General features: G+C 58.9%; 11 protein-coding genes and 1 other RNA gene. 7 read left to right on the forward strand and 5 right to left on the reverse strand.

The genetic code is table 11. The annotated features are described in order from the left end of the window. Nucleotides 1–6 precede the first annotated feature (6 nt). On the reverse strand, nucleotides 7–1,341 hold the full coding sequence (locus CLV84_RS06230) for a M16 family metallopeptidase (protein WP_104418857.1): 1,335 nt from the start codon (nucleotides 1,339–1,341) through the stop codon (nucleotides 7–9). Between the two features lie 61 nt (nucleotides 1,342–1,402). Further along, nucleotides 1,403–1,813: a hypothetical protein gene (locus CLV84_RS06235; protein WP_146088736.1), complete on the reverse strand. Its 411-nt coding sequence runs from the start codon at nucleotides 1,811–1,813 to the stop codon at nucleotides 1,403–1,405. A gap of 144 nt (nucleotides 1,814–1,957) precedes the next feature. Here CLV84_RS06235 and recQ point away from each other — a divergent pair, with 144 nt between their 5' ends. From recQ to CLV84_RS06255, 4 genes are read left to right on the forward strand one after another with little or no spacing between them, the layout of a single operon-like run. Next, nucleotides 1,958–4,177 (forward strand): DNA helicase RecQ, encoded by a 2,220-nt coding sequence (gene recQ / locus CLV84_RS06240; protein ID WP_104418859.1) that lies wholly within the window; start codon nucleotides 1,958–1,960, stop codon nucleotides 4,175–4,177. Beyond that, complete coding sequence (locus tag CLV84_RS06245) at nucleotides 4,174–4,611, forward strand: gamma-glutamylcyclotransferase family protein (protein WP_104418860.1); 438 nt, start codon at nucleotides 4,174–4,176, stop codon at nucleotides 4,609–4,611. Before recQ ends, CLV84_RS06245 begins: the two co-directional genes overlap by 4 nt. Next, complete coding sequence (locus CLV84_RS06250) at nucleotides 4,611–5,885, forward strand: exonuclease SbcCD subunit D C-terminal domain-containing protein (RefSeq protein ID WP_104418861.1); 1,275 nt, start codon at nucleotides 4,611–4,613, stop codon at nucleotides 5,883–5,885. Before CLV84_RS06245 ends, CLV84_RS06250 begins: the two co-directional genes overlap by 1 nt. Further along, the gene (locus CLV84_RS06255; protein WP_104418862.1) at nucleotides 5,858–8,992 is read left to right on the forward strand and encodes an AAA family ATPase; all 3,135 of its coding nucleotides are present in this window, start codon (nucleotides 5,858–5,860) and stop codon (nucleotides 8,990–8,992) included. The genes CLV84_RS06250 and CLV84_RS06255 overlap by 28 nt, the downstream gene beginning before the upstream one ends. Here the strand turns inward: CLV84_RS06255 and CLV84_RS06260 are convergent. Next, on the reverse strand, nucleotides 8,965–9,867 hold the full coding sequence (locus CLV84_RS06260; protein WP_104418863.1) for an alpha/beta fold hydrolase: 903 nt from the start codon (nucleotides 9,865–9,867) through the stop codon (nucleotides 8,965–8,967). The genes CLV84_RS06255 and CLV84_RS06260 overlap by 28 nt on opposite strands. Before the next feature lie 121 nt (nucleotides 9,868–9,988). On the opposite strand from CLV84_RS06260, the gene CLV84_RS06265 reads away from it, so the two are divergent. The 3 genes from CLV84_RS06265 (at nucleotide 9,989) to CLV84_RS06275 (ending at nucleotide 12,047) form a co-directional block, all read left to right on the forward strand. Continuing rightward, nucleotides 9,989–10,282, forward strand: coding sequence for an HPF/RaiA family ribosome-associated protein (locus CLV84_RS06265; protein ID WP_104418864.1), 294 nt, complete (start codon nucleotides 9,989–9,991; stop codon nucleotides 10,280–10,282). 135 nt (nucleotides 10,283–10,417) lie between these two features. Further along, entirely contained in the window at nucleotides 10,418–11,377 is a 960-nt protein-coding gene (locus CLV84_RS06270; protein WP_104418865.1) for a phosphoribosylaminoimidazolesuccinocarboxamide synthase, read from the forward strand. A gap of 43 nt (nucleotides 11,378–11,420) precedes the next feature. Continuing rightward, the gene (locus CLV84_RS06275) at nucleotides 11,421–12,047 is read left to right on the forward strand and encodes a fumarylacetoacetate hydrolase family protein (RefSeq protein WP_104418866.1); all 627 of its coding nucleotides are present in this window, start codon (nucleotides 11,421–11,423) and stop codon (nucleotides 12,045–12,047) included. Nucleotides 12,048–12,367: 320 nt separating this feature from the next. On the opposite strand, the gene ssrA is transcribed toward CLV84_RS06275, so the two are convergent. Continuing rightward, nucleotides 12,368–12,740: a transfer-messenger RNA gene (ssrA, locus tag CLV84_RS06285) on the reverse strand. A 286-nt stretch (nucleotides 12,741–13,026) separates the two neighbouring features. After that, nucleotides 13,027–15,438, reverse strand: coding sequence for a hypothetical protein (locus CLV84_RS06290; protein ID WP_104418868.1), 2,412 nt, complete (start codon nucleotides 15,436–15,438; stop codon nucleotides 13,027–13,029). Between the last annotated feature and the right edge of the window lie 259 nt (nucleotides 15,439–15,697).

Raw genomic sequence — 15,697 nt, forward strand, 5'->3', positions numbered from 1 at the left:
TTTAGGCTAGCGGCTGCTGGGCTGGGGAAGCCAGTAAAGGAGGACGCGGTTGTCGTCCGTGTAGTATTCCCGGGCGACGCGGCGGATGTCTTCCTTGGTCACCGCTAGGTAGCGATCGGTTTCGGTATTGATCAGGTTGGCATCTCCGAGAAACATTTCGTTGTTGGCGAGGCTTTCGGCAATGCCCGCCACGCTACCGTAGCCGGAAATGGCGCTTACCTCGATCTGGTTGCGAAGCTTCTGAAATTCCCGGTCGGTGATGAGATCATTCTGCAGCCGCTCGATTTCGGCCTGAAAGGCTTCCTCCACGGGGCGCAGGTCTTCGGTGCCCGGAGGCGTAAGGGCGTAGGCGATGGCCAATCCCGGATCCTGGCTGGAGGAGGGGAAGCTACCGACCTGAACGGCTAACTCCTTTTCGTCAACCAGCGCTTTGTTCAGTCGGCTGCTCTGTCCCTGGCTGAGCACCTGGTTTAGCATGCTGATGGCGTAGTAGTCCGGATTGCTACGGGCAACGGTGCGGTAACCCATGACCAGGGCGGGTAGGGGCACCTGGTCGTAAACGGTGTCCCGGATTTCGCCGCCGAGGGGTGGTTCGACTACGTCCACCCGGGGGGGCTCCGGTCCGCGGGGAATATCGGCGAAGTACTTCGCTACCAATTCCTTGGTTTCCTCTACGTTGATGTCTCCGGCGATACTGAGGATGGCGTTGTTGGGCACGTAGTAGGTCTCATAAAACCGCTTAAAGTCGGCTTCTTCGGCACTGGTGAGGTCTTCCATGTAGCCGATATTGGGGTCCTTGTACGGGTGTTCCTTGAAGGCGCGCTTGTACAATTCCATGGTGAGGGTACCATAGGGCTGGTTGTCGTACCGCTGCCGGCGTTCCTCCTTGACGACGTCGCGTTGGGTTTCTACGCCGACGTTCTGGACCTTGGCGTGCAGCAGCCGTTCGCTTTCGATCCATAACCCGAGCGCCAGTTGGTTGCTGGGAAGAATCTCGTAGTAATAGGTCCGGTCGAGGCTGGTATTGGCGTTCAGCGCCCCGCCGGCTCCTTCGACGTAGTCGTCAATGGCGCCGCGTTCGAGGTTTTCGCTTCCCTCGAAGAGGAGGTGCTCGAAGAAGTGGGCGAACCCGGTGCGGTCCTCGAAGCTGTCCTTACCCCCGACTTCATACATAATGGAGACGGCTACGATGGGAGTGGTGTTGTCCTGGTGGAGAATGACCTTCAGGCCATTGTCCAACTCATACTCCACGAAGTCGATGGTGGTCGACTGGGCAACGGCCACGACGGACAATCCGACCAAAAAGCAAAGCAGCAACAGCCACCGGTTTAAAGCATGCATAAGGGTAGTGTTTTCTCGAATAACCGAAAATACACCACTTCGTTGAAAAACGGGTAGGGGGTTAAATCGCGCCGACGTCCTTCCGGCGACGCTCCAGTTCCTGTTGGATAATGCACCGCAGCCGTTTGCCCCGATCGTGGCATTGGAACCTGCCCCGCATGTACAGATTGCCGGCGATGAGCAAAAGGGTGAGGAACAACAGCGCGGCCAGCGTGCCATACACTACGGGAAGCCACCCGAGTAAACCCGCCGCGCAAGCCATGAATAACATGAGGGGAACGCAGATAGCGAGGCGGAAAATGGTCCGCCGGATTTCCCGCAACCGCATGGATTCAATGCGTAACCGACGCAACAACTGGTGCAGCTCATGCGTAGCGTATGCTTTAGCGCCTCCCGTTAGGATCAGGAGAAAATCATTGTTGCCCGCCTGTTCGAGACGATTGATTTGCCGGTTCCAGAAGCGATCTGCCATCTTAACAGCTAAAATTATAGACTTGTCCCGGAGGTTCAAAGGAAAAGAAAAGAAAATCATTTCTACCGGCAGATATAATTCAAACAGCCTTGTAATTATTAAAACATTTTGTAATATTTGCGATTGCTGCCACAAAGAGAGACTATGACATCCGTACCGGCCCGCGCCGCCTTGAAAAAGTATTTCGGTTACGACGATTTCCGGCCGTTGCAGCAGGCCATCATCGAGCACGTGTACGCGGGTAAGGATGGCATCGTGCTGATGCCCACCGGCGGCGGTAAGTCCATGTGTTTCCAGATTCCTGCGGTTACGATGACCGGGACGGCGGTGGTCGTCAGTCCCCTGATCTCCCTGATGAAAGACCAGGTCGACGGGCTACGCGCGGTCGGGGTACGCGCCGCCTTTCTGAATAGTACCCAGCGGGGAAGCGAGAGCCATGAGGTCGAACAGGCCTACGAAAACGGCGAACTTCACCTACTGTACGTGAGTCCGGAAAAGCTGCTCTCTTCCGGTTTCTTCACCTTTCTCCGGCGGCGGCGGGTCTGCCTCTTCGCCATTGACGAGGCCCACTGCATCTCCGCCTGGGGGCACGACTTCCGTCCGGAATACACCCGGCTGCGGCAGCTCAAGCAAGCCTTTCCCAATGTTCCGGTACTGGCCCTGACCGCCACGGCCGACCGCCTGACGCGGCGCGACATGGCCGAGCAGCTCGGCATCGCGGACGCCCAGCAATTTATCGCTTCCTTTAACCGGCCGAATTTGCGGCTGGAGGTACGGCCGGGCCAGAAGCGCCGGGAGCAGATCGTACGCTTTCTGCGCGACCGCCCCCAGCAGGCCGGCATTATTTACTGTTTGAGCCGGAAGCAAACCGAGCAGCTATCGGAAAAGTTACGCGAAGCGGGCTACCGCAGTGAAGCTTACCACGCCGGACTTACCGCGGATCGGCGGGCCAAAGTGCAGTCCGACTTCATTCGCGACAAAACCCTCATCGTCTGTGCCACGATCGCCTTCGGCATGGGGATCGACAAGAGTAACGTACGGTGGGTGATCCACTACACCATGCCCAAAAACCTGGAGAACTACTACCAGGAGATCGGCCGGGCAGGCCGCGACGGGACGGATGCCGACACGCTGCTATTTTACTCCTACAACGACTATTTGACGCTGAAGGACATGATTTCCGGGAGTGGGAACGCCGAGATCCAGTTGGCTAAGCTCGACCGGATGAAGGAGTACGCCGAAAGCCTGGCCTGCCGCCGCCGAATCCTGCTGAATTACTTCAGCGAGGACCACGGCGAAGATTGCGGCAATTGCGACGTCTGCGCCAACCCCCCGGAACGCTTTGACGGTACCGTACTGGCGCAAAAGGCCCTTAGTGCGGTTGCCCGACTGCGGGAGTCGACGGGCATCGGCCTGACCATCGATATTCTCCGTGGCTCCGGACGCAAGGACGTGCTCGCCAACGGCTACGATCAGATCAAGACGTACGGGGCGGGGCGGGATATGTCCACCTACGATTGGAGCCAGTACTTCGGACAGCTGATTAGCCTGGGGTACCTCTACGTTGCCCACGAGGACTTCAATAAACTTCGCCTCGCGCCCGCCGCCCGCCGGGTGCTTTTCGAAGGGGAAACCGTGGAGCTCGTAAAGTTCCAGACCATCCGTGATCGCAAGCAGGCGGAGGAAAGCCAGACGGCCAAACGCGCCGCTGCCCCTCGGAGCCGCAACTCCCTCTTCGATGTACTGCGAGAACTCCGGCGCACCCTCGCCCGGGAGGCCTCCATACCGCCATACCTGATCTTTTCCGATAGGACGCTCGAGGAAATGGCCGCCGCCGAACCGACTTCCGAACGGGAGATGGCCCGGATTAACGGGGTCGGCGAAGTCAAGCTGGCCCGCTTTGGCGATCACTTTATCCAGGCGATTAAAAACTTCGACGGCGGAGCGGAAGCGCCGGAACCGGAACCCGTAAAGAAACGCGACGGCGACGTCCGCAAGGCCCGTCGCGCCGAGGATCGCGAGCGCCACGGCGATACGCCCACCCATCTGGTGAGCCTGGCGGCACTGCAGGCGGGGGAATCCGTGAAGGCCATCGCTACCGCCCGCGGGGTTAAGCCGGCTACGGTGTACAGCCACCTGGTAAAGGCCTATCGGGAAGGAAGCGACTTTGCCATCGAATCCCTGTTGCCGGCGGAAGCCCGGGACTGGATCGACGAGGCGACACAATCGACGGACGAAGCCGGGGGGCGAAAAGCCATCCTGGCGTACATTGCCGCGCATCACCGCGAGGGAGTGGTACAGTATCACCACCTCGAGCTGATGGAAGCCTTTCGTAATCGCTACCCCCTAACCCCAACCCCATGAGTGATTCATCGAACTACCTATTCGTATACGGTACGTTGCGCAGCGACATACCCTCGAGTATGAGCAAGTTTCTCCGGCGCCGGGCTACCCTGGTGGGTAAGGCCACCGTTGTGGGACGGCTGGTGGACCTGGGTGGTTATCCGGGCTTCATCACGGGAGAAGGCACCACGAAGGGAGAGTTGTACCGCATTGGTGAAGAGCAGGCGGCGGAAACCTGGCAAATGCTGGACGCTTACGAGGGGGTGTCCGGGCTGGATTCCGATCACTACCGACGGGTAGTGGTTGACGTACAGGTGGGTGACGGTGGCCGTTTCCGGGCTCAGACCTACGAATACCAGCAATCGGCCGAAGGGAAAACGGAAATCCCCCACGGAGACTATCCGCCCTTCTACCGCAACAACCCCGCGCACCGAAAATTCACCGGCAACGACTGATGCGCATCCTTCATACGGCAGACTGGCATCTCGGGCACCGGCTGTACGGCAACGACCGAACCGAGGAGCACGAGCGGGCACTTGATTGGTTACTCCGGACCGTTCGGGACCGGCGGGTCGATCTCCTCATCGTAGCCGGCGACGTGTTCGATAGCATGAACCCATCCAATACCGCCCGAAATTTATACTACCGATTCCTCGGTCAGTTACAGAGCACCGGCTGCCGTACCGCGGTGATCGTAGGGGGTAACCACGATAGCCCCAGTCAATTGGATGCTCCCGCCAGCCTGTTGCGGCACCTGAACGTTCATGTCATCGGTGGCGCCCGGGAGGTCGTAGCCGATCAAATCATTCGGATTACCGGTGCCGATACTTCCTCCTCGGAGGTCGTTATCGCAGCTGTACCATACTTGCGGGACCGCGATCTGAAATTCAGTGTGGTCGGAGAGAGTGCGGGAGATAAGGTGGAGCGGATGCGCGCGGCTATTCGCCAGCATTACCAGGACGTGGCCGCCGCCGCCCGGGCTGCCCGCACCGATGCCCGGACTCCGATCGTCGCCACCGGCCACCTCTTCGCTTCCGGCGGGGAAGATGCTGACGATAAGATCACCAACATCTATCTCGCGGACCGGAACAACATCGAGGCGGGCCACTTCGACCCTTGCTTCGATTACGTGGCCTTGGGCCATATTCACCGCCCGCAGCGGGTTGGGGGGCAGGAGCACATTCGGTACTCCGGTAGTCTGATCCCGCTCACCTTTGGGGAAGCGCAGGTCGATCAGTCCGTTTGCTTGGTCGAGTTGGCCGGAGCTGGGGAACCGGTTAAAACCGAGAAGATTGCCGTTCCGACCTACCGAGCCCTGGTAACCTGTCGGGGCCCCGTAGAGGAGGTGAAAGCCGCCTTGTCACAACTCGTGTCCCGACAGCGTAGCGCCGATCGCGATGATCGCCCGCCCTGGGTCGACATCCGCGTCGAAACCCCGCATCCACTACCCTTACTTCGGGAAGAACTTCAGGAGGTGGTCACCCCCAGGGAAGACGAAAGCAATGCGGGAATGAATAGCCTTCCGCTGATCCTGCGGTGCACCACCGTGCTTCCCGTGGGTAATCGCCGGCAGTTTGAAGTAGAGACGGTGAATCTGGAAGAGCTACACCCGGAAGAGGTCTTCCATCACCTGTGCCACGGCGGAGAAGCAACACGACCGGACTATCCCGAATTGCTCGAATCTTTCCGTGAATTGCGCGGATGGATGGAAGATCAGACGGGCACATGAAGATTCTGGCGATCAACATTTTTAATCTCAATTCCCTCGTGGGGCTTCAGACAATCGACTTCCGCACCGAGCCCCTGCGATCGGCGGGTTTGTACGCCATTGTCGGTCCTACGGGTGCCGGCAAGTCCACCGTACTCGATGCCATCACCCTGGCACTCTACGGGCGGACGGAACGCGACACGTACGGTGCCGAAGTAATGAGCCACGGCACCGGCGAATGCTTTGCCGAAGTGATCTTCGAAACCGGCGCGGGTACCTTCCTGAGCCGGTGGGAACGCCGTCGCGCCCGACAACGCCCCGACGGGAACCTACAAACCGCCCAGCTGCAACTCAATCGCCTGGATCCGGACGACGGGCTGTTCAAACCCTTGCCCGCCGATAAGCTCCAGGAGGTGAAAGAGTTGACCCGCAAGACGATCGGATTGGACTACGACCAATTCGTTCGATCGGTCATGCTTACGCAGGGTCAGTTCGCGCGCTTTTTGTCCTCCACCACCAAGGAGCGGGCCGATATTCTGGAGAAGATTACGGGCACGGAGATATATAGCCGCATCAGCCAATCCGCCTTCGAACGGCATAAGCTCGCCCGCGAAGCCTTCGAACGGCTACGGGAAAGTCAACGGCACTTGGTCCCCTTGTCGGTGGAGGATCGCGCGGAAGTTCAGGGCCGCTACGATACTTTGCACGCCGAAATTGAGACCCTACGACCCCGACTAGCGGAGTTCCGCCGGCACATCGAGTTGCACCGACGGTTCCAATCCATCACGGAGCGGCACGGTCAGCGAAAGGAAACGTATGCCGTGGCGGAAAATGATTGGGCGAATTTGCTATCCATCCGCGAGGCACTATCGGCAAGCCGGCGCGTTGCTCCTTTCCGCGAGCCTCTTGCCGGCCATGACCGGTTAAAGCGGGAAAGAGAACAAGCCGAAATACATCTCCGGGAACAAACGGCCCTCCGCGAAGCGCGTAACCGGGAAGTGGGAGAGAAAGCGGCCGCCGCCCAGGGAGCCCGCACTGCGTGGTCGGATTACGAATCCGGAAAGCCAGACTGGCAGCAGCGACTGGCTGCTGCCGCGGAGACGGAAACCCAGCTCACCGTACGTCAGCGGGAGGAGGCAGCCGATCTATCCGAGCGGGCTCAGGCGGAGGAGCGGGGGAACCGTTTGGCGGAGGAAGTTAATGCGTCCGCCAGTCAGGCCGCGAAGCTGCGGCAGCTGTTGCAGGAGCGGGATCCGGAAGCCATTACCCGGGAATTGACCGAACTCGAGGATCGGCTGCAGGAACTGGTTAATCGTCGCGATCAACTCCAGGAATGGCAAGTCCGCCTCGATCTCGAATCCCGCCTGGAAGGTTTACGGAAAGAGAGCGAACGCTTTAGCAGCGAACTGGAGGAAGTTAGGTCGTTGCAGCAAGCCGCCGCGCAGGAACTCAGCCGCGCCGAAAAATTGGTAGAAACCCGGCAGCGCATGCTGACTCGGCTGGAGCAATCCAAGGGAGTCGAGCATTTACGGCACGAACTCGCGGAGGGGGAGTCCTGTCCCGTCTGCGGTTCGACCCACCATCCCGCCCTAGAGGAAGGAGCGACCGATCTGGATGCCGATATTCGCACCGCACGATCGGATCTCCGCACCATCACGGAGCAACGCAACCTCGCGCGTCAGCAGGATCGGCAAGCAGCTACCGCGCTGGCGCAAACGGAAACGCGCTATCAGGAACACCGGAAGCGCGAACAGGAATTGAGCTTGCAGCTCGAATCCGGAGCGCCGGAACGGGAGCGTCCGCCGGGTAGTCTGGAGGAAATTGTCGACCTGCTCGCGCAGGTTCGTAGTCAGGGACAATCCACTCAGGATCAACTGCAAAAACTCCGGCAACTCCGCTCCGCAGCGCGGGAGTTATCCCAGCTGCTACCCAAATTGGAAGCCCAGCAACGGCAACTGAAAGAGAACGAGGGTGCCCTGAGCCGGCTGATGGAATGGGGCCGGCAACGGACTACGGAAATGGAGGCACTGCGGGATAAACGCCGCCGGCTCATAGGAGGGGATTCCGTGGAGGCAGCACGAAAACAAGCGGACGATCGCGAAGCCGGCCTGCGGAAAACGCTCGCAGAGCGGGAATCCGAGCTGCAACAAGCGCTGTCGGCGGCCCGAACGGCGGAGGAGCGGGAAGCGGATCGCCGTAAGCAGCTCTCTGAATTGGAGCAATCCATCGCGGCCCTTGATCTGCACCTTGGCCAGTTGCTAAACAAGCATGGCCTGGAGTCCTTAGCGGTGGCCCGCAGTCTACTGCTACCGGCCGACCGGGAAGCGCAATACACCAAACTACGCGAAGCAACCCAGCTGAGACTCCACTCGCAGCGGGATGCCCTGGCTTCTGCTACCCAGGAGCTTGCGGCTGCCGCAACGGCCGTTAAGGACCTGCCGGCCGCTCCGGACCTATCCGCTGAACTCGATAAGGTGGAACGGCGGGCGGAGGAATTAAATCAGGAAAAGGGATCGGTGCTGAAAGAGCTGGAGCAGGACGATCAGCGCCGCTTCGCCTATGGCATCTTGGTCGAAGAACTGGAGCGAGCCGATAACGAACGGCAGCGTTGGGCGCGCCTCAACGACCTGATCGGGCAAAAGGACGGGGTAAAGTTCAGCCGCTTCGCCCAAACGCTCACCCTGCAACGACTCGTCGAGGCGGGAAACCGTCACCTGCGGCGAATCAACGAACGGTATCGGATGCGTCACCGGGCCGCGGACGATATGAGCCGGGAAAATCTGGAACTCGAAATCATCGATACTTTCCAAAACGATAACTGCCGGCCGATGACCACTCTAAGCGGCGGGGAAACCTTCATCGTCAGCTTAGCCTTGGCCCTCGGATTATCGGAACTCGCCAGCGGTCAGACGAACATCCGCTCGCTGTTCATCGACGAAGGCTTTGGCACCCTGGATGAAAAGATTCTGGACGATGCCGTCTCCGCACTGGAACAACTGCAGGGCCAGGGGAAGACGATCGGCCTCATCAGCCATGTAAAGGAGTTGCGTGAGCGGATCTACTGCCAGATTCAACTCACGCCGCGGGGAAGCGGCCACAGTCAGCTTTCGGTCACTCCCTCGTCGTGACGAGCTAGCCAACCAAGCAGCGCACCGCGAAACGCGTCCGGCGCTTCGGCAAAGGACACGTGCCCCACGCCGTCCAAGGCAAGTAACTCGCCGTTGGGTAAGCGCTCCGCGTACGCCCGCTGGTGCGCGAAGGGGATGATGGGATCCCGGGTGCCGGCGATGGCCAGGACGGGAATCGTGATGCCGGCCACTTCGTCCATCAAGTCCATATTCAGCAGGTAACGGAATAGCACCCGCTGTCCGTGAATGGAATGCCGGCTGACGTCCGGAAAGATGTGCTCCAGGGTGGGGTCCAGCTCGGGGTAAGCGAAGAGCTGTCGCCACCGTCGGGCGTAGAAGACGGTGGCGAGTTTCAGAAAAACGATGTGTTGCTGCATCACCCACCACGCCAGGTGAAAGAGGGCCTTCCGGAATAGATTCCCCGTACTGAAGAATTGCAGTACCCCCTCCAGTCCCTTTGCCCGCCCGGTCATAAATCCCCCAATACTAATCACCGAAAGCACCCGACCGGGATGCTTCGCGGCGTAGTTCAGACAGGCAAAGGCGCCAAGACTGTAGCCGGCCAGGTGAAATTTTCCGGCGGGGAGCACGGAATCTACCGCTTCACGTACCAACTCGGCAAAGAGCGTTTCGCTCAGCGCGTCCACGCTAATATCCCCCGCATAGGTGCTGGGGTAATGGAGCGGCAGACTGATGGAGTACCAGCTGCGCGAAGCCCGGATCTCTTCGTACATGGCGGCCTCCCAGAAGCGCAGACTGGCCGTCAGTCCGTGAATCCAGACCACGGGCGGGCGGGTAGCTTCCGCATTCGAGTGCGACAAGATCGCCAGGCTATGACCGCCGTGGCTAACGAAAGAAAGGAGTGGCTCGGACATAAGTCGGCTGGCGAACGAAATCGGGGCCGGGGGGTTAGATTGGGGCAGCCCCGCTGATTAGCGGTCGCAAGGTAGGCCCAAACCGGCTTACCACTATTTCCATCACCAAAACCAAGCATTTATGCAGGTTATCATCCATAACTCTTCCGAACTGTCGGACGTCACTACCAAGGTCATCAACGAGAAAGTCAATAAGCTCGAAACCTACTACGACCGCATCGAACGGGCGGAAGTGTTCCTTAAGGAAGACGATGGCAGCGCCGCCAACGGGCACACCGTGGATATCCGGCTCTTCATCCCCGGTAACGATCTTTTCGCCACCCACACCGACGAAAGCATCGAGCGCGCGACCGCCGAGGTCACCGAAGCCCTCCGTCGCCAGATCCTTAAGCACAAGAGCAAGCAAAGTAACTAGGCCCATTCACTGGCAACTAGCCGCCCAAAAGGCCCGATCGAATTTTCGGTCGGGCCTTTTGCGTTTATTTCGGGCGCCGGGGCGCGGGAACCAAACCAGCCCGATATCCCGTAATATTGCCCAAAATATTCCCCCATGGCCAATGCCCTCCGCGAAACTAATTTTTCCTTCGATCCGCCGGCCACGCTGTATCGGGGCAAGGTCAGAGACGTCTACCGGCGGGACGGACAATTGCTGATGGTCGCCAGCGATCGCATCAGCGCCTTCGACCACGTACTGCCGCGCGCCATCCCCCACAAGGGACAGATTCTTAACCAGATCGCCGCCCATTTTTTGGAGGCTACCCGCGACATCTGCCCCAACTGGCTGGAAAGCAACCCGGATCCCAACGTAGCCATCGGCAAGGCCTGTCAGCCGGTGCCCATCGAGATGGTCATCCGGGGCTACCTCGTCGGACACGGATGGCGGGAGTACCAGGCCGGCAAACGGGAACTCTGCGGCGTGCCGATGCCCGAGGGCATGAAGGAAGCCGATGCCTTTCCCGAACCCATCATTACCCCCGCCACGAAGGCCGAGGAAGGGCACGACGAAGACATCAGCCGGGAAGCAATCCTGGAACGGGGTATCGTCGCACCCGACGTCTACCGGAAATTGGAAAACTATACCCGCCGTCTCTTTGCCCGGGGTACGGCCATGGCCGCCGAGCGCGGATTGATCCTCGTTGACACCAAGTACGAATTCGGCATTGCGGACGGCGAGATCTACCTCATCGATGAAATCCATACCCCCGATTCCAGCCGCTACTTTTACGCCGAGGGTTACGCCGACCGGCAGGCCCGGGGGGAGCACCAAAAGCAGCTCAGCAAGGAGTTCGTTCGGGAATGGCTCATGGAGCACGACTTTCGCGGCCTCGCAGGCCAAACGATGCCGGAGATGCCCGACGAGTTTGTCGAGCGCATCACCGCCCGCTACACCGAGCTTTTCGAACTCATCACCGGGAAAACGTTTCAACCCGCCGCTACGGAGGATATCGCGGCCCGAATCGCTAGCAACCTTTCCGCCACGGACTGGAAACCCATCGCGAAAGCCTGGTGACGCGGCCCTGATCATCTATGTTTAACGTCCAAACCCACCACCCATGAAAATCATATGCATCGGCCGGAACTATGCCGCCCACGCCGCCGAACTCGGCAACGCCCGCCCCGAGCGGCCTATTGTGTTCATGAAGCCAGGTTCCGCTATTCTGCCCAACAACAAACCCTTCTACTACCCGGAATTTAGCAAGGATATCCACTACGAAGTGGAACTGGTCGTCCGGATCGCGAAGAACGGCCGCCACGTCGAACCCCAATTCGCCCTGGACTACGTCGAAAGCATCGGCCTGGGGCTGGATCTCACCGCCCGCGACCTACAGCAACACTGCAAGGAAAACGGCCATCCCTGGGAGGTTGCCAAGGCTTTCGACCATTCGGCTCCGCTTTCGCCCGAATTTTACCCACCCAAGGATTTCAGTGACCTCAACGATATCGAATTCACCCTGGAAAAGAACGGGGAAGAAGTGCAGCACGGCCACAGCCGCAATATGATTTTTCCCCTCACCGAGTTGATCTGCTACACCAGCCAGTATTTCCGACTACAGAAGGGCGACCTGCTCTTCACCGGTACACCGGAAGGGGTAGGGGGCTTGCAGGTCGGTGACGAGCTCATCGGCCACCTCTATACCAAAGAGGGAAAGAAGGAGATGTTCCGGACGCGGGTGAAGTAAGGGGGGTAGTGCCGGGCGGCCTATGTAGTGGCTCTATACCTACCGATCAGCATCTTTGCTGGGATGGGTTTTGCTTTTGGCGCGCTTATCATTAACGTAAAAACGAATGCGTTCCCACCCGAGGTGAGAATCGGCCGCGTATGTTTCGGCTGCTAAGGGGAGGGGGGGACTGTTGTAATGACTTGCCCGGATATGGATCACCACCCGGTTGGGTAAGCAGAGCCGGAGAATTACCTCACGTAGGAGCATAAAAATACCCGTAGTCAGTCGTAGCCAGATAACGAGTTCGTAACTGACTGATGTACAACTAACTACGGGTGAAGTGGAGGCGGCGAGATTCGAACTCGCGTCCAGCGAAAGCGCAAGGCAGCTTTCTACATGCTTATTTACCAATCGAATTTTCGAGCACCGGGTAAGTATGGTAACCCACTCATTCGGTGCCTTAAATCCTTAATCTCGCTCACGATTCGGATTAGGATCATGAGCCAGCCCGAGGGGGTGATGATATGCGGCGCAGTGTGTATCAGGCGTCAACTACACGGCACATTTAGACAGCTAAACTGAGTTTAGGCTGCCATGGCATAGCTGGGAGTGCCAACTAAGGGTTGGATCGTTATTTTTTACGGAGTAACCAATCATGCTCCGGCATGCTTACTACAAAGCTTACTTCCCTGTCGATTCCGGTACGCCCCCGTTGGGACTCAGCTCCTCTTTCGATTCACTGACCTTCTGAGGGTAAACGCGCTCGGTTCGGGGATAGTTCGGAGGTTAATCCGCTTGTTGGTAAGTCTTTTCATTTTTATCAACCGAAGCAGGAGCGGGTCAACTACCGACTCCGGCTGCGCTCGCTTATAGAAAAGGGAATCGCGCGATGCATGCTGCGCCGTCCTAAAGGAGCGTAGAGAGTTATTCCGGTGTCGTTAGGGTAGAGGACCCCGAGAGATCCGGATGATTGCCTCTCTCCGGCCCGTACCACTCCCTACTGGCTGCTGGCGTCGTAGGTAACGACCTGGTTGGGGCCCACCCCGTCAAAACGGTACTCGTTGTTACTGACTTTGTAGTACAGCTTTGGCCGCACCAGGGTGAACTCGAACTTATCGAGGGGATTCATCGCCGCATCGAATTTAAAGCCCGGCACGTTGGTCACGATCGGCATACCGTGGATTTCCATTTCCACGTCCGTACGGAAATTGGTCCGCCCGGCGTCGCCCGCCCCGGTAACCAGCGCCCCGTGGGATATGCGGCGATCGTCGATGTCGTCCGACCTGCCCCCCTGCCACACCGCGAGGCTGTTGCGCATGAGCAACGATTGGGGCGGGCTCCGGAAAACCTGGTCGAAGTTTCCGATAAACTCGAAGTCGTTGATTTTCGATACTCCGCCAATGGTAAAGGCCGTCTCCCCGTTCTGGCCCACGCCGCTCACGCTCGTCAGGTCGGTCTCCTCCGGACCCGATCCGGTCGCACCGAAGATGGACGAGACCACCCCGCTACCCCGCAAGCCGTTGATGAACAAGCCCGGCGATTTGATACTGATCAGCGCATCCACATCGATCGCGGACATGGTGCAATCCTCTATCGTTACTCTTCCCCCCGCGGTCGCCGACCATTGGTTGATGTCATTATTCAGGATCACGCCATCCCCGCCCATCTGTACGAATTCGCAGTCGCGGAAGAGGGTATTGCCGGTAGTCAGGCCGACTGACATCACCCCGATGGGTTGGTTTCCACCCATCGGGGAAGCCCGCTCCGTATTTTTTGCGTCGAAGAAGAAGTAGTCACCGATAAACTTCGTTCCCTCCGAAAATTCAATGATGGCGTGTTTGATGTTGATCCAGCGGGTCCCCGTACTCACGAAATTGGTCATGCTGCGGGCGATTTGTGAGCCGACCCACTGACCCGGCGCGGCCTCGATCACGCAGTCTTTCATCCGAAAGTTCAGGCCGCCGTCGCCGTTCAGGGTCAGCCCGCCTTTCTCGTTCGCTTTGTACAGCATATGGACGCGCTCCGCTCCGCAGTCCACCAAATTGGATACGGTAAAGGCATTGTAGTTGGCCCGGACAGACATATCCCGCACCCAGCCGCCGCGCAGCGTCCGGGTTGCCAGGAACAGGGTCCGGCTCTTCATCACCCGTAGCTCGTTTTCCGCATACCTGGTACCCGCCGGGTCATTGAATTTTCCCGCTACGTTCTCGATGGTGTAGGTGTTATTCCCGTCGTCCGATACCAGTCGGAACAAGTTGTTGCCGTATGAGAAGGTCTTATCGGGCCCGCCCGGCGCTTTTCGACTGGCGAAACCGGGGTCTCGGTTGAACTGAACCTGCACGGTCCGGCCCTCCACAGGCATCGTAAAGGCACTTAGTCCGCCAATGCTGCTCGCATTCTCCACGCTCAGGTCTCGTTGAAACGGATACTCGAAGATGATCCGGGCACCCCGAATCTCCCGCACCACGTTGAACTGGCCGCCGTCGACGTCGAAGCCCATCCCGCCGTTGCGGGCAAACACCGTCTGGCCCGACTTGAAAATCCCCGCCATGGACGCGTCCTTCAAGTCCAGGTAGTTCTGCCCGGCGTTGACCTGGTCCGTAAAGGTGGCCTGGAACTCCAGGTTCGAGTCGGAGTCGGTCCACCCGAGCGACCGTGCCGGACTGTACTCAATGCCTCCGGGCTGAAAACCATCGGCGTTGTAGCGCTCACAGAGGAGGTAGGTTTTTCCCATCCCCTGGCCGTACACCTCAATACTGTCGTAGAGTACGTCCTCGCTGTTCTCGTAGCGCAAGTGCAGCGTGAGGGCTCCTTTGCTCACCCGGTGTTTGCCCCGCTCCCGACCGAAGAGGGTACGGACCCCATCCGTGGTATCGACCATGGCGTAGCCCCCGTATCCGAACTCTATGCGGCCCTTCCCCTTGACCGCGGCCAGCGCCTTGCGGTATCCGTGGTAGCTCTTCGTTCCGTAACTTTTTAGCTCCAGGTCGGAGGAGTCGAATACCGCATCCGGTTTGGAACCGAACCAGTCTACCTTCGCGTATTTTTTGCCCAGATGAACGTGCCCCTCTCCGATAAAAATCTCCTTAAACGGGGCGTTCACCGCTCCATTTATGGTAAGGTCGACCGCGTTGTCCAGCAACTGGAACTGCCCCGGCCCTTCCTGGAAAGTGAAGTTAATGCGGTCGGAGAGCTCCAGGTCCTCCCGGAGGTATACTTTTTGCCGCAGGATAATCAGGATCTCCTCGTCGGGGTCCAGCGCGCGTAAATACGCTTCGGTAACGTCTACCTCCTGTTTTCCTTCGGAGGTAATGACTTCGGAAGGACTTCCCGGGTCGACCGGACTCGCGGCCCCGGCAAGCGAAAAATTGTCGACGGACTGACCGAGCAGGTTAGTCGCTACCGTCATCGCAACCAGATCCCCGGCATGCAAACCCCTTCGATTCGCATCCTGGGCCGTAAGCGTCGGGTAGGAGCTTACGGCCCACAGGCAGCATATGGCGGTTCGGATAAGAGAGGTTAGGGATAGAGCGGATAGCGGGTATTCCGTCATGCTGGAAGGCTTGTGTGCTGGTGGATAAATCGGTGCGGGGGAAATCGGCCGGCTACGCCCCCCCACACACAATACGCACGGAACCTACCGCCTGGTTGTTGCCGCTCCTGACAAT

The organism is Neolewinella xylanilytica, from assembly GCF_002934605.1.
GTDB classification, from domain to species: Bacteria; Bacteroidota; Bacteroidia; order Chitinophagales; family Saprospiraceae; genus Neolewinella; species Neolewinella xylanilytica.